The 17,279-nt window shown below is 67.5% G+C and carries 15 protein-coding genes; 1 reads left to right on the forward strand and 14 read right to left on the reverse strand.

Features of this window, described 5'->3' with window-relative positions; all coding sequences use genetic code 11:
- Positions 1-67: 67 nt before the first annotated feature.
- The 5 genes from nadC to V5F84_RS20120 form a co-directional block, all read right to left on the reverse strand.
- Entirely contained in the window at positions 68-955 is an 888-nt protein-coding gene (gene nadC, locus V5F84_RS20100) for a carboxylating nicotinate-nucleotide diphosphorylase (protein WP_394041956.1), read from the reverse strand.
- Positions 955-2,523, reverse strand: a complete 1,569-nt coding sequence (locus tag V5F84_RS20105; protein WP_394041955.1) for an L-aspartate oxidase — start codon at positions 2,521-2,523, stop codon at positions 955-957. The genes nadC and V5F84_RS20105 overlap by 1 nt, the downstream gene beginning before the upstream one ends.
- A complete protein-coding gene (gene nadA, locus V5F84_RS20110) occupies positions 2,520-3,482 on the reverse strand; it encodes a quinolinate synthase NadA (protein ID WP_394042113.1) in 963 nt (320 codons plus the stop codon). Before nadA ends, V5F84_RS20105 begins: the two co-directional genes overlap by 4 nt.
- Before the next feature lie 384 nt (positions 3,483-3,866).
- Positions 3,867-4,844: a glycoside hydrolase family 18 protein gene (locus V5F84_RS20115; protein WP_394041954.1), complete on the reverse strand. Its 978-nt coding sequence runs from the start codon at positions 4,842-4,844 to the stop codon at positions 3,867-3,869.
- A gap of 14 nt (positions 4,845-4,858) precedes the next feature.
- A complete protein-coding gene (locus V5F84_RS20120) occupies positions 4,859-6,262 on the reverse strand; it encodes an exopolysaccharide biosynthesis polyprenyl glycosylphosphotransferase (protein ID WP_394041953.1) in 1,404 nt (467 codons plus the stop codon).
- Positions 6,263-6,496: 234 nt separating this feature from the next.
- On the opposite strand from V5F84_RS20120, the gene V5F84_RS20125 reads away from it, so the two are divergent.
- Positions 6,497-7,531: an acyltransferase family protein gene (locus tag V5F84_RS20125; RefSeq protein WP_394041952.1), complete on the forward strand. Its 1,035-nt coding sequence runs from the start codon at positions 6,497-6,499 to the stop codon at positions 7,529-7,531.
- A 12-nt stretch (positions 7,532-7,543) separates the two neighbouring features.
- Here V5F84_RS20125 and V5F84_RS20130 read toward each other — a convergent pair whose 3' ends face one another.
- The 9 genes from V5F84_RS20130 to V5F84_RS20170 form a co-directional block, all read right to left on the reverse strand.
- Positions 7,544-8,863, reverse strand: a complete 1,320-nt coding sequence (locus V5F84_RS20130; RefSeq protein WP_394041951.1) for an aspartate aminotransferase family protein — start codon at positions 8,861-8,863, stop codon at positions 7,544-7,546.
- Positions 8,864-8,912: 49 nt separating this feature from the next.
- Positions 8,913-9,902 carry a phosphotransferase enzyme family protein gene (locus tag V5F84_RS20135; RefSeq protein ID WP_394041950.1) on the reverse strand — a complete coding sequence of 330 codons (990 nt, stop codon included), beginning with the start codon at positions 9,900-9,902 and terminating at the stop codon, positions 8,913-8,915.
- Positions 9,903-10,436: 534 nt separating this feature from the next.
- Positions 10,437-11,153, reverse strand: coding sequence for a cysteine hydrolase family protein (locus V5F84_RS20140; protein WP_394041949.1), 717 nt, complete (start codon positions 11,151-11,153; stop codon positions 10,437-10,439).
- On the reverse strand, positions 11,150-12,049 hold the full coding sequence (locus V5F84_RS20145; protein ID WP_394041948.1) for a proline iminopeptidase-family hydrolase: 900 nt from the start codon (positions 12,047-12,049) through the stop codon (positions 11,150-11,152). Before V5F84_RS20145 ends, V5F84_RS20140 begins: the two co-directional genes overlap by 4 nt.
- Before the next feature lie 10 nt (positions 12,050-12,059).
- Positions 12,060-12,878, reverse strand: a complete 819-nt coding sequence (locus tag V5F84_RS20150; protein ID WP_394041947.1) for a DeoR/GlpR family DNA-binding transcription regulator — start codon at positions 12,876-12,878, stop codon at positions 12,060-12,062.
- On the reverse strand, positions 12,875-13,675 hold the full coding sequence (locus V5F84_RS20155) for an ABC transporter permease (RefSeq protein ID WP_394041946.1): 801 nt from the start codon (positions 13,673-13,675) through the stop codon (positions 12,875-12,877). The genes V5F84_RS20150 and V5F84_RS20155 overlap by 4 nt, the downstream gene beginning before the upstream one ends.
- Positions 13,676-13,678: 3 nt before the next feature.
- Positions 13,679-14,605: an ABC transporter permease gene (locus tag V5F84_RS20160; protein ID WP_394041945.1), complete on the reverse strand. Its 927-nt coding sequence runs from the start codon at positions 14,603-14,605 to the stop codon at positions 13,679-13,681.
- Between the two features lie 3 nt (positions 14,606-14,608).
- Positions 14,609-15,697 carry an ABC transporter ATP-binding protein gene (locus tag V5F84_RS20165; protein WP_394041944.1) on the reverse strand — a complete coding sequence of 363 codons (1,089 nt, stop codon included), beginning with the start codon at positions 15,695-15,697 and terminating at the stop codon, positions 14,609-14,611.
- A gap of 296 nt (positions 15,698-15,993) precedes the next feature.
- Positions 15,994-17,142 carry an ABC transporter substrate-binding protein gene (locus V5F84_RS20170; protein WP_394041943.1) on the reverse strand — a complete coding sequence of 383 codons (1,149 nt, stop codon included), beginning with the start codon at positions 17,140-17,142 and terminating at the stop codon, positions 15,994-15,996.
- Positions 17,143-17,279: the final 137 nt, after the last annotated feature.

A 17,279-nucleotide genomic window follows, 5' to 3' on the forward strand; every position in this document is an offset into this window, starting at 1 on the left:
ATAGGGGCCGGAGCGCATCGCGCCGGCCCCTTTTTCATGCCCGCCCTTTTTCAGGCCGTCTGCGCGCCTAAGCTTCGTCCAGCCCGAGGTCCAGGATCGGCGCGCTGTGGGTGAGCCAGCCGCACGAGATGAGGTCGACGCCGGCCGCGGAGATGGCCGGCACGGTCTGGGCGTCCACGCGACCCGAGGCTTCGGTGATGGCGCGGCCGGCCACCATGTCGACGGCGGTGCGCAGCGTCTCGGGGCTCATATTGTCCAGCAGCACCGCATCGACGCCCACGGAGAGGGCTTCTTCCAGCTGGGCCAGCGTGTCCACCTCCACCTCGATCTTCACGAGGTGCCCCACATGGGCGCGGGCGCGCGTGATGGCGGGGATGATGCCGCCCGCCGCCACCAGATGATTGTCCTTGATCAGCACCGCGTCATCGAGCCCGAAGCGGTGGTTCGCCCCGCCGCCGGCGCGCACGGCATATTTCTCCAGCGCCCGCAGGCCGGGCGTGGTCTTGCGGGTGCAGGTGATGCGGGCATGCCCATTGGCGCGCGCGGCCGCGACCAGATGCGCCGTGGCGCTGGCGATGCCCGACAGGCGGCACACGAAATTCAGCGCCACGCGCTCGGCGCTGAGGATCGGCCGGGCGAGGCCCTCGATCCGCATCACCGCCTCGCCGGGGGACACATGCATGCCGTCCGGTTGCAGGATCTCCACGCGGATCTCGGGATCGAGCAGGTGAAACGCCTGCACCGCAAGCCCGAGGCCGGCGACCACTCCGTCCTGCCGGCTCGTCATGGTGAGCGCGAAGCGTGCATCGGACGGCACCACGGCTTCGCTGGTGATATCGCCGGCGCGGCCGAGATCCTCCAGCAGGGCGGCGCGCACGACGCCCTCGGTGAGCAGGGCCGGCAGGGGCGAGAGGTCGGGCACGGAGGCCACGAAGCGGGCGGCGAGAGCGGACATCAGACGGCTTCCTTGAAGGCGGATTCGCTCTGCCAGGGGACTTGCCAGGCGACGAGGGCGGCGGCGATCTGCGCGGGGTCGAACGCGCTGTGGCGTCCCTGGGGTTCGGGCGCGGGATGGTCGGCGCGGAAATGTCCGCCCCGGCTCTCCTCCCGCTTGAGGGCGGCGAGCGCGACGAGGCTCGCGACAAGCGCCGCATCATCGTGGGCGGCAAAGGGCGCGAGCGTGCGCAGCGCCTCGCCGAGCCCGGCGGCGGTGCGCACCACGCCCACATGGCGATCCATGATCCGCCGCAGGGTCTCGATCGCGAGCGCCGGCTTGATCGTGCGCGCCGGCGCCTCGGCGGCGCCGGCATCGCGGGCGGCCTCGGCGGTGATGGCCTCGGAAATCCAGCCGGAGAAGGCGATGGCTTCCAGCAGCGAATTGCTCGCCAGCCGGTTGGCGCCGTGCAGGCCGGTGGAGGCGACCTCGCCGCAGGCATAGAGGCCCGGCACGCTGGTGCGGCCGTGGGCATCCACCTTCACGCCGCCCATGTGATAATGCGCCGCCGGGCGCACCGGGATCGCCTCCCGCGCGGGGTCGATGCCGCTTTCCAGGCACAGGGCATGCACCGAGGGAAAGCGCGCGGCGAACCGGTCGCCGAGGCAGGCGCGCGCATCCAGCGTCACGCGCCGGCCGGCGACGATCTGGGCGTGGATGGCGCGGGCCACCACGTCGCGCGGCGCGAGTTCGGCGCCCGCCACATCGGCCATGAAGCGTTCGCCCTGGTCGTTGAGCAGGATCGCCCCCTCCCCGCGCAGCGCCTCGGTGGCGAGCGGCATGGGATCGCGCGCGGCGGCAATCGCGGTGGGATGGAATTGCACGAACTCGATGTCGCGCAGCACCGCCCCCGCCCGCGCGGCGAGCGCCAACCCGCTGCCGAGCGCGGCGCGCGGATTGGTGGTGGAGGCATAGAGCCCGCCGAGCCCGCCGGTGGCGAGCACCACGGCGCGGCCGAGGAGGTCCGTGCTCGCGCCGTTGGTGCCCATGCAGCGCACGCCGGTGACGCGGCCTTCGGCGTCGCGCAGCAGGTCGATGGCTTTGAGATCGGTGCGGCGGGAGATATGGGGGCTGATGCGGGCGCGGGCGATCAGGGCATCGAGCACGGCGCGGCCGGTGGCATCGCCATCCGCATGGACGATGCGATTGCGGCTGTGGGCGGCCTCCAGCCCGAGCGCGATGGCGCCCGCCGCATCGGTATCGAAGGTGACGCCCCAGTCCGCGAGGCGCGCAATGACCGAGGCGGCGGCGCCGGTGACGCGCGCGGCCGCCGCAGGATCGGTGAGGCCGGCGCCGGCCTTGAGCGTATCGGCGGTGTGCAGGTCGAAATGATCGTCCGCGCCGATCGCGGCGGCGATGCCACCCTGGGCCATGGCGGTGGCCGGCACGGCGGCGACACCCTGCGGCGCCACCACCAGCACCTTGAGCGGAGCCAGCGCGAGGGCGCAGGCGATGCCCGCCACCCCGGCGCCGACAATGATGATGCGATCCGCCTCGCCCGCGCCGGCCGCCGCAGCCACGGCGGTCACTTGATCGCCAGCATGCGCTCGACGCTCGCGCGGGCGCCGGGCACCAAGGCGGGGTCCACATGGACCTGGGGCGACATGGTCTCCAGCGCCCTACGGATGTTCTTCAGCGTGATGCGCTTCATGTGCGGGCAAAGGTTGCACGGCTTCACGAAGTCGATCTCGGGATAATGCACCGCCACGTTATCGCCCATGGAGCATTCGGTGACGAGCGCCACCCGCGCCGGGCGATGGTCGGCCACGAACTGCACCATCTCGGCGGTGGAGCCGGAGAAATCCGCCGCCGCGATCACGTCCGGCGGGCATTCGGGATGGGCGATCACGGTCACGTCCGCATAGATGTCGCGGATGTCCGTGATGTCGGAGGGCGAGAACAGCTCGTGCACCTCGCAATGGCCGTTCCAGGCGATGATCTCCACATCGGTCTGGGCAGCGATGTTGCGGGCGAGATATTCGTCGGGGATCATGATGACGCGCGGCACGCCGAGCCCCTCGACGATCTTCTTGGCATTGCCCGAGGTGCAGCACACGTCGGACTCGGCTTTCACCGCGGCCGAGGTGTTCACATAGGTGACGATGGGCACGCCGGGATAGCGGGCCCGCAGGCCGCGCACATCTTCCGGCGTGATGCTCTCGGCGAGCGAGCAGCCGGCGCGCTCGTCCGGGATCAGCACCACCTTGTCGGGGTTCAGGATCTTCGCCGTCTCAGCCATGAAATGCACGCCCGCGAGCACGATCACGTCGGCATCGGCCTTCGCCGCCTCGCGCGCCAGGGCCAGACTGTCGCCGACGATGTCGGCCACCGTGTGGAAGATTTCCGGCGCCTGGTAATTGTGCGCCAGCAGGATCGCATTGCGCTCCTTCTTCAGGCGCAGGATGGCCGCGACATCGTCCGCCAGCGCCGCCCATTCCATGGCCGGGACATGGCGCGAGACCTTGGCGTAGAGATCGGCCAGGGGCATCACACCCGCGGGAACAGGGACATCGAGCGGCGCGAAATCGGTCGCCGACGAGACCGGGGTGTCGAGCATGGAACGTCTCCCCATATGCTCGATCTGAGCATATCAACAGCCGAAAAACAGCCGGAGCAAAGCCGGCTTTCTTTCGATTATGCTTACACGGAGCATAAGGGGCGTCAATCCGCTGGCAACGGGATTCTTAGGTAGCAACGCACCATTCTCGTGGGTGCGTTGCGGGAAGTCCCTGGAATCGCGGCGCATTGAAATCAAAAAAAATATCCGCCCTCCGATCTCGCCCCGTCGGACCGGATGAGAGGCCAGGCCCGCCACGGACCGGCCCCTGCCGTCAGACGCTTCGATACGCCATGCGACTGACGGTCGATCGGCCTAAGGCATGGGCGCCGAGCAATTGGCGAGATCCAAAGCCATGCAGATGGTGGCGGCGAGATAGCGATCGTCGGGATTGTCCGGCCCGATCACCCCCGGCGGGGTGAGGCGCACCGCATAGAGCATGGCGCCCGCCAGCGGGTCCGAGGTGACCGCGCCCAGGATGCGGCGCGTGTAGTCCACGGTAAAGCGCGGCCCGCCGGCCTCGCTCGGCATCACCTGCACGCCCAGCATGAGCGGGCCCTTCCACAGCCGGCGATAGGCGCGGAACGCCTCCTGCGGGCGATAGCGCGGGCCGGCGTCGTAGGACATGATGGAGACGAGATCGATCTCACCCGCCACCGGCGCGGCCAGCAGCGCCAGGATCGAGCCGGTCCAGGGGCTGCGCGGCGCGGAGGCGCGGAAATCCCCGGAGCCGTAGGCGCCCACGCTCCAGCCCGCCACCGAGACCACGAACGGGCGCGGCAGCGCCTTGCGCACCTGCTCCACCACCGCGATGGACAGGTCGTCGCCGTTGCACTCCATCCCCTCGCCGCGCGGCACGCAGGCCGGATCGGGGGTTTCGTAATCCACGTCCACCCCGTCGGCGCCGAGATCGCGCACCAGCCGCGCCAGCGCCGGCGCATCGAGCTTGTCCCAGGCGAAATAGCCCCAGCCGCCCACGGAGATCAGCACCTTGATGCCCGGCTGGCGCGCCTTCAGCAGCGCCACCGCCTGCTTCAGCACCGCGCCGGAAAACGGATAGAGCAGCCCCGTGCCCTTGAGGTCGAGATCGCCGGCATAGACCAGATCCGGCTTCGCGAAGCTGAGCGCCACATGGGTGAGATAGCCCGGCAGGCGGGCGAGGCTGGTGTCGGCGGCAACCGAGGTCTGCACCTCGTACCAGCTGGCGTGATAGGCGAGGAATGGCCGGGGCGGCTCGGCCGCGCGGGCCGGCGTTCCGCCGGCCAGCAGAAGGGCCGCGCAGGCGGCGAGCACCAGGACGAGGCCGGTTAGAAGACGTCGCGGCCCGCCATGCCCTTGGTGATGGTCAGAAGCATGATTCTGATGTCGAACCATATGGACCAGTTTTCTATGTAGAACAGGTCGAGCTTCGCGCCCCGCTCGGCCTTTTCCACGGTGTTGATGCCGCCGCGCATGCCGTTGATCTGCGCCCAGCCGGTGATGCCCGGCTTCATCCGATATCGTGCCACATATTCGCGGATCGCCTCATAGCGAACATCCTCGGCGACCTGCATGTTCGGCACATGGGGGCGCGGGCCGACCACGGACATGTCGCCCTTGAGCACGTTCAGCAATTGCGGCAGCTCGTCGATGGACAGGCGCCGCAGCAGCCCGCCGACGCGGGTGATGCGCGGGTTGAACTTGGTGGTGCCGAGCGAGCCGTCGTCGGTCGGGTCCACGGTCATGGTGCGCAGCTTGAACACCGTGAACACCTTGTTGTTCAGCCCGACGCGCGGCTGGCGGAAGAAGATCGGGCCGGGGGAATCCAGCTTGATGGCCAGCGCCGCCCCGAGCAGGATGGGCGAGACCAGGATCAGCCCGATCACCGCCACCGAATAATCTTCCAGCGCCTTCAACAGGCCGAGCGAGCCCTTGAGCGGGCGCTGCTGCACCTGGAGCGCCGGCTGGCCGGCGATGCTGGTGACGCGGGCGAAGCGCAGGTTGAAGCCGTCCGGGTCGAGTTCCACCAGGACATCGGCGGCGATGCGGTGCAATTGCTCGACGATCGCGCCGATCTTCAGCGGATTGTCCCAGCTCTCGACGATCGTCACCACGTCCACGCGGTGGTTCTGCACGAATTTCAGGACGTCCGGCAAACCGCCGAGCACCGGGGGATGCGCGAGGTCCGCGGTCTGCGGATCGTGGGGCGCATCGTCGAAAATGCCGAGGAACACAAACAGGGCCTCGTCGTCTTCCTCCGCGCAGCGCAGCGCGAACGCCCGCGCACGCTCCACGTCGCCCACCAGCACCACCTGCCGGCGCAGAACCTCATGGCGGCGCGCCTGCGCCATGCCGAGACGCACGATCACCAGCCGGCCGAAAATCAGCCCGACGCCCGTCATGAGCCCCCAGGCCAGCAGGCCCGGCAGATTGGTGGTGTGGATCGGCACCAGCGCATAGTAAAATACCGCCACCAGCAGCGCGGCGGGCACGCCGCCGACGATCAGATGGCCGATCTGCCGCAGCGAATGGCTGTAATGCTCGACCCGGTACGCGCGCCCGAGCTGGAGGATCTGCGTGAACACGGCCGCGCCGAAGGCGCACAAGATGGCCACCTGACTCCAGGTGGCGAAATGCCAGATGGAATAGGACAATGCCGCGGCGAGCACGATCATCGTCACATCGCACAGCACGACCAGGCGATTTATCAGGCCATGGGTCCAACGCGTCATAGCCACCAACCCCGAAAACTCAAAAAATCGCTATGCCCGCCGGGGCGTTGAAGGTTCTGCGCAAGAAGCGGAAGGGGGTCAAGACGGAGTTTCGTGCCACCCGACCCGAAGCTCCTTGATTTGCCGGCACAGGGTTCCCCGTCGCCAAACCCAGCCCCTCGCCCCGTATGCCTTGATCATTCCGGCCGCCTTCGATACAGCATCTCTATTAAATGCGCTGGAGACCATTAACGGATGCTTGACTCGCTTCAATATTTGCGGGCGATCGCGAGCATCATGGTTGTATGCTTCCACGTTCACGTTCAACTCGAGCGGATGGACTATCACGGGTGGTGGCCAGCCTCGCTCGCCAGCGGCGTTGATCTTTTCTTCATTATCAGCGGCTTCCTGATGCTCGTGACGACGACCAACAGGACCGGCTATACGCTCACGTTTTACCAGAAACGCCTGGTGCGCATCGTTCCCCTTTACTGGATCATCACAAGTCTTTTCGTATTTCTGATGCTGTTCGTCCCCGGCGCGGTGCAGAGCGGACGGCCGGAAGTGTGGCACATCCTCGCCTCCTATCTGTTCCTGCCGGCGCAGCATCCCGTGTTCCCCACCATCGAGCCGGTGGTTATTCCGGGCTGGACGCTGAATTACGAGATGTTCTTCTATCTGGTCTGGGGTCTCGTGCTGCTGCTGCCGGATCGCATGCGCGTCGCCACCATCATCGCGCTGTTCGCCGGCCTCGTGCTGCTCGGCGCCGCGCTGCCCTCCCCCAATGTGATGCTGACCTTCTATACCTCCACCATCATCATCGAATTCATCTTCGGCGTCATGGTGGGCATCTGGTACCTTCAGGGCCGCGCGCTTCCCGTCGCGGCGGGCTGGGTGCTGGTCGTCGCGGGCTTTGCCGTGATGCTCGCCATCAACGAGGTGACGCCGCAGACGCGGTTCCTGCTCTGGGGCCTTCCGGCCGCGATGATCGTCATCGGCGCGCTGGCGCTGGAGAAGGCCGGGGCGGTGCGCAAATATCCCCTCTTCGTCCTGCTGGGGGATGCCTCCTATTCCATCTATATCGTCCACGGCATCGCGCTGTCGGCGGCCGGGCAGATCTGGCGCAAGCTCATTCCCGCCGATCTGCCGGGCGGCATCGCCGTGTTCACCGTGGGCGCCATCGTCGCGGCGGTGGCGGCGGGCGTGGTGGTGCATTTCACCATCGAACGCCCGCTCCTGCGGCTGATGACGCGCCGGCCGAAGGCGCGGGTCGCCCCGAGCCTGCCCTGAGAACGCGCCGCCTCACCCCGGCGCGAGGATGGCTTCCACCGCGTCGACGAACCGGTCGGCCTGCTCCAGGCTGAGGCACAGCGGCGGGCGCACCTTCAGCACGTTGCCGAGCGGACCTGCGGCGCCGATGAGGATGCGCTTTTCCCGCAAGGCATTGATCAGCCGCGTGGCGCCGGCCGCATCGGCCTTCTCGCCGTCCACGATATCGACGCCGAGATAGAGCCCCGCCCCGCGCACCATGCCGATCGCCGGGCAGCGGGCGCGGGCCGCGTTCAGCCGCTCGGCGATATGTCCGCCCACCTGCGCCGCATGGGCGATCAATCCCTCCTCCTCGATCACGTCGAGAACCGCGAGCCCCGCCGCCGCCGCCACGGGATTGCCGCCGAAGGTGTTGAAATAGCCAAACGCGTCGCAATAGCCCTTCAGCAATTCCGGCCGGGTGACGACGCCGCCCATGGGAATGCCGTTGCCCATGGGCTTGCCCATGGTCACCACGTCCGGCACCACGCCGTGGCGGGCAAAGCCCCACATGCCGGAGCCGGTGCGGCCGAAGCCGGGCTGCACCTCGTCGGCGATGAACAGGCCGCCCGCCGCATGCACCGCCTCCACCGCTTCCTTCAAGAAGCCCGGCGGATCGGCGAAAACGCCGTCGCTGGAGAAGATGCTGTCCACCAGCAGGCCGGCGAACTTGATCCCGTCCGCCTCCAGCGCCGCGATGGCGGCGCGCACCGCCTGGGCGAAGCCCGCGCCGAGATCGCCGGGGAAGGTGCGCGGATCCGGCGCCGGCACGGTGCGCACATATTTGGGCGGCGCGCCCACCTTGTAGGAGGAGGGCGACACCTCGGTCACGGCGGTGGTATTGCCATGATAGGCGGTCTGCGTGACGATGAAGCCGGTGCCGCCGGTGGCCATGGCGACGATGCGCAGGGCGAGGTCGTTGCTCTCGCTGCCAGTGCAGGTGAGCGCGAGGTTCGACAGCGAAACCGGGAAGGTCGCCAGCAGCCGCTCGGCATAATCGTGCACATTGTCGAACAGATAGCGCGTGTGGCAGTTCAAAAGCGCCACCTGTTTCTGCACCGCCTCCACCACCTTGGGGTGGCAATGGCCCACCGAGGGAACATTGTTGTAGAGGTCGAGATAGTCCGCCCCGTCGGCGGTGCGGATCAGCGCGCCGGACGCGCTGACCACATGGAGCGGCTGCTGGTAGAACAGCACCGAGGAGGCGCCAAAGCTGCGCTTGCGGCGTTCCACCAGCACCGCCACGTCATCCGCGAGCCCTGCGGTTTCCCCCGGCTGGAAGGCATTGAGGGACAGGATCTGCTGGGTCTTCATGGGCTTGTTTCCGGTTTTCCTGGCGGTGCCGGCGCGCGGCCGGGACGCGTCACGCGCGGGCGGAGAGGAAGGCTTCGGCGAGGGCGACCGTGCCGTCCGTGTAGGGAATCCCCATGGCCTGCGCCGTCGGCGTCTCGGCATGGGAGGCGATCCAGGCGGTCAGCAGCATGCGGCGCAGCATGATGAACACCGGCAATTGCGCCGCCTGCGCATCCGTCAGCGGCGCGCGGATGCGATAGCCGGCGATCCAGGCCTCCATCAGGGCCGGGACATAAGGCTCGTGCTCGATGAACGAGATGGCGGCGGCGAAATCATAGAGGAACCAGGAGAAGCCGCAGTCGTCGAAATCGATCAGCGCCAGCTTGTCCCCGTCCACCAAAAGGTTGGCGAGCCGCAGGTCGGCATGGACGAGGCCGAAACTGTCCGCATCCGTGCCGATGGCGGCGAGTTCGCGCTCCAGCACCTGGGCGGTTTTCTCCAAGGTGGCGCGGCCCGCGGAGGTGAGGCCGAGGCCGGCGCGCCAGTCGCCCCACAGCGGGGTGTCGCCCAGCATGGACTGGAAGTTCCACACCTTGCGGGTGAAGCCCTCCGGCCGCCGCCAGGCGCGGGCCTGGGCGTGCAGCCCGGCGTGGATGGCGCCGAGCTTCTCGAACCAGCCCACCAGGTCGTCGCCCTCGTCCGGCTCCTTGCCGGGCAGGAATTCGAACGCCACCACATGGCGCGTCGCGCCGGCGTCGTCGATGTCGGCGATCAGGCTGCCGTCCCGCTGCGGGATCGGGCGCGGGGTGAGGATGCCGCCTTCGGCGCGCAAGGCGTCGATCCAGGCCAGCTCGGATTCGATCTCGCGGCGGGTGTGATAGTCCGGCCGATGGACGCGGAACACGAGATCGCCGCCGGTGCCGGTATGGCTGGCGCGGAAGGTCGCGTTCTCCGAAATGGTCAGCAGCTTCAGTTCGGTGTCCGGAGCGATGTCCCAGCGCGGCAGCGCGCTGCGCACGCCGTCTTCGAGCCGGGTCAGGAATCCGCCGTCATAGAGCACTGGTGTTTCTCCCTCTGGTCCGGTGGCGTGTGACGGGACCTTCCGCCTCCCCGGCCTTTCGCGCCAGCGGCCCCGCATAGGTGCCTGCCCCCTCCCCAGCCCTCCCCCGCAAGCGGGAGAGGGGGTGCGCCGCAGACCGGACCTTGTGTCCCGGCCAAGTGCAGCGCCGGCTTGCCGGCGCGGAGCGCGAGCCGGGACCCAGCGCAAAAATCCGCCGCAGGCGCTTCGATCCCAAAAGCGCGCCGCACGGTCGGCTGCTACGCAGACTTCTTGCGCTGGGTCCCGGCGCGGCGCTCCGGCCGTGCCGTCGCTGAGCCGGGACACCGGAGCGCACAAATTCGCGTCCCGGCCAAGCGCAGCGCCGGTGCGCCGGCGTGGAGCGCGCGCCGGGACCCAGCGCAAGAATCCGCCGCAGGCGCTTCGATCCCAAAAGCGCGCAGCGCGTTCGGCTGCTGCGCAGACTTCTTGCGCTGGGTCCCGGCGCGGCGCTCCGGCCGTGCCGTCGCTGGGCCGGGACACGGAAGCTCAACCCGCTCATCGCGCCGTCTCCTGCGCCATCAGCAGCGCCGCGCACTCGGAAAAATCCATCACGTTGCAATAGATCATGTTGAGGATCGCCAGCTCCTGCGCGTGCAGGTCCAGGCTCGCGGCGGCGCATAGGTCTTCCAGCACCACCACGTCGAAGCTCTCGTCCGCGAGGCTGCGCACCGTGGAAGACACGCACTGGTCGGTGAAGATGCCCACGCACACGACCGTGCGGATGCCGAGATTGTGCAGGATCAGCCGCAGATTGGTCCCGGTCAGCGCGCTGTCCGTGGTCTTGGTGAGGACGATCTCGTCCCCCACCGGCGCAAGCTCCGGCACGATCTGGGAGGCGTGCTCGTCCTTCGGCAGAAGAAGATTGTTGAAGCCGGGCTTCTTCTGGCTGAGCGAGCGCTCGCGCCCGTCCGTCGTGAGGCAGGCGATGCGCGCGAACAGCACCTCCATGCCCTTGCCGCGAAACACTTTCAGTGCCTCGGCGATGCCGGGGATCACCTGGGCATGCATGCGCTCATGGAACGGCGTCCAGGCCTCATAATGGGCCAGCTCCGCCGCGCTCAAGCCCTCGCGCGCCGGGCGCTCCAGATAGGTGTTCTGCACGTCGATCACGAGCAGGGCCGTGGTCGCGGGATCGAGCACCGGATCGTCCGGCGCGGGCGCGGTGGCGTAATAGAGCGAGCGATTGCGCTGCTTCCAGTGCGGGGTGCTCATGCCGCCCCCCCTTGCGCCGCGCGCTGGAGGAAGGAGAGCAGCACCGCGCCGTGCGCTTCGGGTTCCTCATAGGCCGGCATGTGGCTGGAATGCGCGAATTCGTGCAGCTCGGCCTGGGGAAGCTGCGCCTTCATGCGCGCCGCGCAGGCCGGGGTCTGCTCGTCGTGCGCGCCCACCAGGATCAGCACGGGAACCGCGATCCGCGGCAGGTCGGCGAGGCGCGACCAATCCTTCAGATTGCCGATATAGAGAAATTCGTTCGGCCCCTGCATGGCCTCGTAGGGCGCCATGTTCCAGTCGGCGAGCGAGCGCATCACCGGGGCGGGCCAGTCCATCAGCCGGCACACATGGCGATAGTTCAGCACCGTGATGGCGCCCTGGTATTCGGGATGAGCGAGCGTGCCGTCCGCCTCGTGCCGGGCCAGCATGGCGGAGGTCTCTTCGCCCAGCGCATCGCGCAGGCGGTGCAATTCGCTCATGAGGTGCGGCAGGTCGGCGGCGGTGTTCTCCAGCAGCAGGCTCTTCACCGCGTCGGGATAGGTAAGCGCATATTCGATGGCGAGCCAGCCGCCCCAGGAATGGCCGGCGAGATGCACTGGGCCGAGGCCAAGCGCCTGCCGCACCGCCTCCACCTCTTCCACATAGCGGGTGATGCTCCACAAGGCGGGATCGGTCGGCCGGTCGGAGGCGCCGCAGCCCAATTGATCGAACGCCACCACGCGGAAACCATGGTCGGCGAGGAAGGAATGGGCCTCGCGCATGTAGTCGCACGGCAGGCCGGGGCCGCCATTCAGCAGCAGCACCACCTCCGGCCCCGTGCCGAATTCATAGGCGACGATGCGATGGCCCTGGATCTGGAGATCCACCCGCCGGTCCGGCGCTTTTTCCTGCCACATGGGATGCTCCTCAGGCGCCGCGCTTGCGGGCCACGGTGACTTCGACGCGGGCGCGATGGAGCGCGCGGGCGATGGCGCCGCTCGGGGCGATGTCGGTGACGAGGCGGCCGACATCGGCCCATCGCCCCCAGATGGCGAGCGCCTGCTGGTCGAATTTGGAATGATCGGCCACCGCGATGGTCTGCACCGCCCGGTGCATCATCGCCTTATAGACCGAGGCGGCCGCCGCCTCGGCGTCCGAGAAGCCCTCGGCGGTGATGCCGGTGGCGCCGAGGATCGCCCAATTGGCGTTGTAGGATTGCAGGAACTCGATGGTCTCCGCCCCGACGATCATGCCCTCGCGCCCGTCGTAGCGGCCGGGGCACATGAGCACGGAGATGGTGGGATTCGGCGCCAGGACGGTCGCCACCGAGAAGGAATGGGTGATGACCGTGATGTCCCGGCACTCCGCCGCCATGCGGCGCGCGACATGGGTGGTGGTCGCCCCCGCGCCGATCGCCACCACCTCGTTGGGGCGCAAAAACTTCACCGTCGCGGCGGCGATGGCCTCGCGCTCCTCCACCAGCATGCGGTGGCGCTCGGCGACCGAAGGCTCCGTGCCGAGCGGGCGCACCGCCCCGCCATAGGTGCGGTTGATGAGCCCGCGCTCGCCCAGTTCGTACAAATCGCGCCGGATGGTCTCGGTGGAGACGTCCAGCTCCGCCGCCAGTTCCGACACCCGCAAGGTGGAGCTGGTGCGCATCTCCGCGAGGATGCGCGCGTGGCGATCCTTCTTGGAGAGCTTGACCTTGTCCGCCAGCGGCGGCGCGCCATCGCCGGCGGGGCTCATGCCACCGCCCGCCGCCGCAGCATCCACAGCACCAGCCCGCCGAGCAGAAGCGCGCTCGCCGCGCCGAGCGTGCTCATGGTTCCAAGCGCCGGCACCATGGGCGTGTAGCCCGCCACCATCTTGGAATAGAGCCATTTCGGCACGGTGGAATCGGCGCCCGCCGTATAGAGCGAGAGCGGGAAATTGCCCCAGGAAAGCAGGAACGCGAACAGGGCGCCGGACCAGATGCCCGGCCACAGGATCGGCAGCGTGACTTCGCGCATCACCTGCCAGCGCGTGGCGCCGAGATCGAAGGCGGCTTCCTCCAGCGACGGATCGAAGCTGTAGACCTGGATCGCGATCACCAAGGTGACCACCGGCACGATCCACACCAGATGGGCGAAAACGGCGGTGAGCCAGGAGGTCTGGATGCCCACCGCGCTGAACCACAGAAGCAGTGCGAGCCCGAGCACCGGCTGGGGAAAGAAGATCGGCAGGATGACGATCTTCTGGAACAGCCGCCGGCCCTTCCAGTCATAGCGGGCGAATGCGAGCGCGCCGAAGAAGGCGACCACCACCGAGAGCACCGTCACCAGCGCTGCCACCAGCAGCGAGGTGTGGACGATCATGCCGATCTCGATGGAATCCACCGTCTTCTCCCACCATTCGGAGGTGAAGGCGCGGACCGGGAAGGCGAAATAGCGCCCCTTGGAGACGCTCGCCAGCGCCCCGCAGAAGATCGGCAGATACAGCAGGACCACGACGAAGGCGGTCCACAGCCAGATGAAGAGGCGCGTGCGGGCCTTTTCCTGTTCCATGGCTCAGCGCCTCCCCAGCAGGCGGTCGAGATCGAGGCGCGAGAACACCGCAAGGGTGAGCGCGCCGATGAAGATGGTCACCACCACCGCCAGCGCCGAGCCGAGCGGCCAGTTCTGCGAATAGGTGAAGGCGATTTCGATATCGTGGGAAATCACGATCACCGATTGGCCGCCGAGAATCTTCGCCTCCGCCACCGCGCCGATGCCCAGCACGAAGGTCAGCAGCATGCCGATGAGGATGCCCGGCATGGCGAGCGGCACTTCCACCTCGCGCCAGATCTGCCAGCGGTTCGCGCCGAGGTCGCGCGCCGCGTCGATCAGGTCGCGCGGCACCATGGCAAGGCCCAGCGTCATGGGAAACAGCATGAACGGCAGGTACACATAGAGCATGCCGGCGAGGATCATGGGCGGCTGGAACAGGATCTGCGGCCCGCCCTCGAAGCCCATCATCTTCAGCGTGCCGTCGAGCACGCCGTTCTTGATGAAGAACAGCACCCAGCCGTAGAGCCGCACGTTCTCCGACACGAACAGCGGAAACACGAACAGGATCGAGACCAGCGACGACCATTTCCCGAACACGCGGTTCAAGCCATAGGCGATGGGATAGGCGATCAGCGCCAGCAGCGCGCAGGTGGCGAAGGCAAAGCCCAGCGACCACAGGAAGGAGAGCCAGACCGTATTGTTGGCGTTGAAGATCTCCGCATAATTCACGAGCGTGAACGAACGGAACACTTCAAACGTGCGGGGCTTGGCGAAAGAATAGGCGAAGATGGCGATCAGCGGCGCGACGAAGCCCACCGCCAGCAGCACGATCACCGGCAGCGAGCAGCGCGCGCCGAGGGACAGCAGCTTGTCGCGCTGCGTTGGCAGGGCGGGCGCCGCCTCGAGCGAGACGGGGGCCGCGGGGTGGGAGAGCGAGGTATCCGCCATGGCTCAGGCCCGCACCGTGATGGCGTCGGCGGCATCCCAGCCCACCGTGACGCTGCGGTCCGCGGCGATCGGCAGGGCCTTGGAGCGCGACAGCTCCACCAGCATCACCTTCTCGCCCACCCGCACCTGGTACTGGATCCGCGAGCCGAGCGAATATTCGTTGTAGACCGTGCCCTTCAGGCTGTTCTGGGCACTGTCTCCGGCGCCGAGGAAGCGCAGATATTCCGGGCGGATGACGACGAAGGCGTGGTCCGCCTGCGCATCCTCTTCCGGCGGGCGCACATGAAAGGCGCCGGGCACGTCGACGCCGCGCCAGGGGGCGCCGTCGGTTTCCTTCTTCACCTCGATGACGTTCACCTCGCCGACGAATTCGGAGACGAAGCGGTCCACCGGGTGATTATAGATCTGCTCCGGCGTGCCCACCTGCACCAGGCGGCCGGCGCGCATGACGCCGATGCGGTCCGACATCACCATCGCTTCTTCCAGCGAATGGGTGATGTAGATGAAGGTCTTTCCGGTCTCCTTGTGGAGATCCTTCAATTCCTTCTCCAGCACCTTCTTCAGCTTGTAGTCGATGGCCGACAGCGGCTCGTCGAAGAACAGCACCTCGGGGTCGTAGGCGAGCGCGCGGGCCAGTGCCACGCGCTGGCGCTCGCCGCCCGAGCACTTCATGACGTTCTTGGAATAATAGCTTTCCGGCAGGCGCACCACGCGCATCAGCTCCAGCGCGCGGGCCTTGCGCGCCTTGGCCTCGACGCCGCGCACCTTCAGCGGGAATTCGATGTTGTCGCCCACGCTCTTGTGGGGAAACAGCGCCAGCGACTGGAACACCAGGCAGGTCGGCCGCTTGTTGGGCGGCACCTCGTTGATGCGCTCGCCGTGCAGGGTGATGTTGCCTTCGCTCGGCTGGTCCATGCCCGCGAGCATGCGCAGCAGCGTGGTCTTGCCCGAGCCCGAGGGGCCGACGATGGTGAGGAATTCCCCTTCGATCACATCGAGGTCGATCTTCTCGACGGCGACGAAATCATTGAAGGTCTTGCGCACCCCGACCAGTTGCAGGATGGGCAGTTTCGGCACGGGTTCTTGGGTCATCGCGGGTCTCGACAGGCGAAAAGGCAAAGCGGGTGAAAGTCGGGCGGGGGCTCATGCGCCCTACGGGCCCCCGCCCCACCCCTCCCCCGCACGCGGGAGAGGGAGCGCATCGGCGCTTTTTGAGGGCGCCATTCCCTTTCCCACCCCCGCCCCTTCCCACCTCTCCCCTCTCCCCTGTCCCCTCTCCCGCTTGCGGGGGAGGTTGGGGAGGGGGACGGCGGCTAGGGAAGGGGGATTGCCGGTGAGGGCCAGGGAGAGGAAGGCACCGGGCACGGGCCCGAAAGGGCGTGAAGCCCCTACCCCCGCACGCGCTTGGCGGCGTTCATGAGATCGAGCGCCTTCTCGTAGTCGGGCACGATGTCGTACTCGACCGAGCGGTCCATTTCCTCATCCAGGCTGTCCCACTGGATCGCGTCCAGTTCCTTCTTGGTGAACAGCTTGAAGCAGTCCGGATTGCCCATCTGGGCGACCGGGTTGAACGTGCCTTCCGCGAACGCGACCGTGTGGGCGATTTCCGGCGCCTGCACATATTTCAGGAATTCCACCGCCAGCGGGGTGGGGTTGGGATTGTTGACCGTGGACGTCACCTCGATCCACGAGACGCCACCCTTGCCGCCGGGCAGCGGGCCCTTGAGCGGGGTGATGCCGCGCAGCTCGGGATAGCCGTCGGCACGCGCCGCCGAAACCGAATAGGTGCCGCCGGTCAGGTGCAGGTCGATTTCGCCGGAGACCAGCGCCTGGTTCATGGTGGCGATGTCGCCGATCAGCTTGGCGCCCTTGAACACCTTCTTCGCGGTCTCCTCGAACTTGGCAAGCTCCTCCGGCGTATGGACCTTGAACGGGTCGATGCCGGCCACCAGGAAGATGTTGAACACGTTCCAGTCGTCGGATTCCAGGATGCCGTACTTGCCCGACAGCTTGGGATCGTTGAACAGGTCCCAGCCCGTGGTCTCGGCGGTCTTGCGGTCGATCTTCTTCGTGTTCACCACGAAGGAATAGGGTCCGAACCGCTGGATCGAGCCGAGCAATTCCTTGCCGTCATCGCTCATGGCCCATTTATAAGGCCATTTGAACATGGGGAGCATCTTCGCGAAGAACGGCTCGAACTCGTCCTTGGGCAGCGGCTTGATCAGCTTCTCGGGCCACATCACCTTGCGGGCCCAGGGATTGTTGACGTTGATCAGGTCCCACACATTGATCTCGCCGGCGCGCAGGCGGTTGATCATGGTGGGATCATTGGTGAGGCTTTCCGCCTTCACCGTGGCGCCGGTCTTCTTGCGGAACGGGTCCAGCACCTGGGCCGAATTGTAGCCCTCCCAGCACAGGATGTTCAGTTCCTTCTCGCGCGCCGCGAAGGCGGACCCGGTCATGGCGAACGGGCCGCCCGCCATCGCGAGGCCGCCGGCCGCCATGCCCTTGAGCACGGAGCGTCTGGAAATGGTCATTGTCGATCCCCTGGAATGGTCTGGTGGTTCTGATTTCGCGTCCAATCTCGGCCCGCCAGTCTTCCGGCACAGCGCCGCCATTGCCGTCCGAGGGGTCGGAGGGCAGGTCATCGCTTTGACACGCGGCGCCGGAGGAA

The sequence above is a fragment of the Roseixanthobacter liquoris genome (assembly GCF_043195135.2).
Classification (GTDB): domain Bacteria; phylum Pseudomonadota; class Alphaproteobacteria; order Rhizobiales; family Xanthobacteraceae; genus NCEH01.

Bases quoted from the DNA above. Each gene is read 5' to 3' on its own strand.
- nadC (WP_394041956.1), bottom strand. From the start codon at position 955: ATGTCCGCTCTCGCCGCCCGCTTCGTGGCCTCCGTGCCCGACCTCTCG.
- nadA (WP_394042113.1), bottom strand. From the start codon at position 3,482: ATGCCCCTGGCCGATCTCTACGCCAAGGTCTCGCGCCATGTCCCGGCC.
- V5F84_RS20120 (WP_394041953.1), bottom strand. From the start codon at position 6,262: ATGACGCGTTGGACCCATGGCCTGATAAATCGCCTGGTCGTGCTGTGC.
- V5F84_RS20125 (WP_394041952.1), top strand. From the start codon at position 6,497: ATGCTTGACTCGCTTCAATATTTGCGGGCGATCGCGAGCATCATGGTT.
- V5F84_RS20130 (WP_394041951.1), bottom strand. From the start codon at position 8,863: ATGAAGACCCAGCAGATCCTGTCCCTCAATGCCTTCCAGCCGGGGGAA.
- V5F84_RS20140 (WP_394041949.1), bottom strand. From the start codon at position 11,153: ATGAGCACCCCGCACTGGAAGCAGCGCAATCGCTCGCTCTATTACGCC.
- V5F84_RS20145 (WP_394041948.1), bottom strand. From the start codon at position 12,049: ATGTGGCAGGAAAAAGCGCCGGACCGGCGGGTGGATCTCCAGATCCAG.
- V5F84_RS20150 (WP_394041947.1), bottom strand. From the start codon at position 12,878: ATGAGCCCCGCCGGCGATGGCGCGCCGCCGCTGGCGGACAAGGTCAAG.
- V5F84_RS20155 (WP_394041946.1), bottom strand. From the start codon at position 13,675: ATGGAACAGGAAAAGGCCCGCACGCGCCTCTTCATCTGGCTGTGGACC.
- V5F84_RS20160 (WP_394041945.1), bottom strand. From the start codon at position 14,605: ATGGCGGATACCTCGCTCTCCCACCCCGCGGCCCCCGTCTCGCTCGAG.
- V5F84_RS20165 (WP_394041944.1), bottom strand. From the start codon at position 15,697: ATGACCCAAGAACCCGTGCCGAAACTGCCCATCCTGCAACTGGTCGGG.
- V5F84_RS20170 (WP_394041943.1), bottom strand. From the start codon at position 17,142: ATGACCATTTCCAGACGCTCCGTGCTCAAGGGCATGGCGGCCGGCGGC.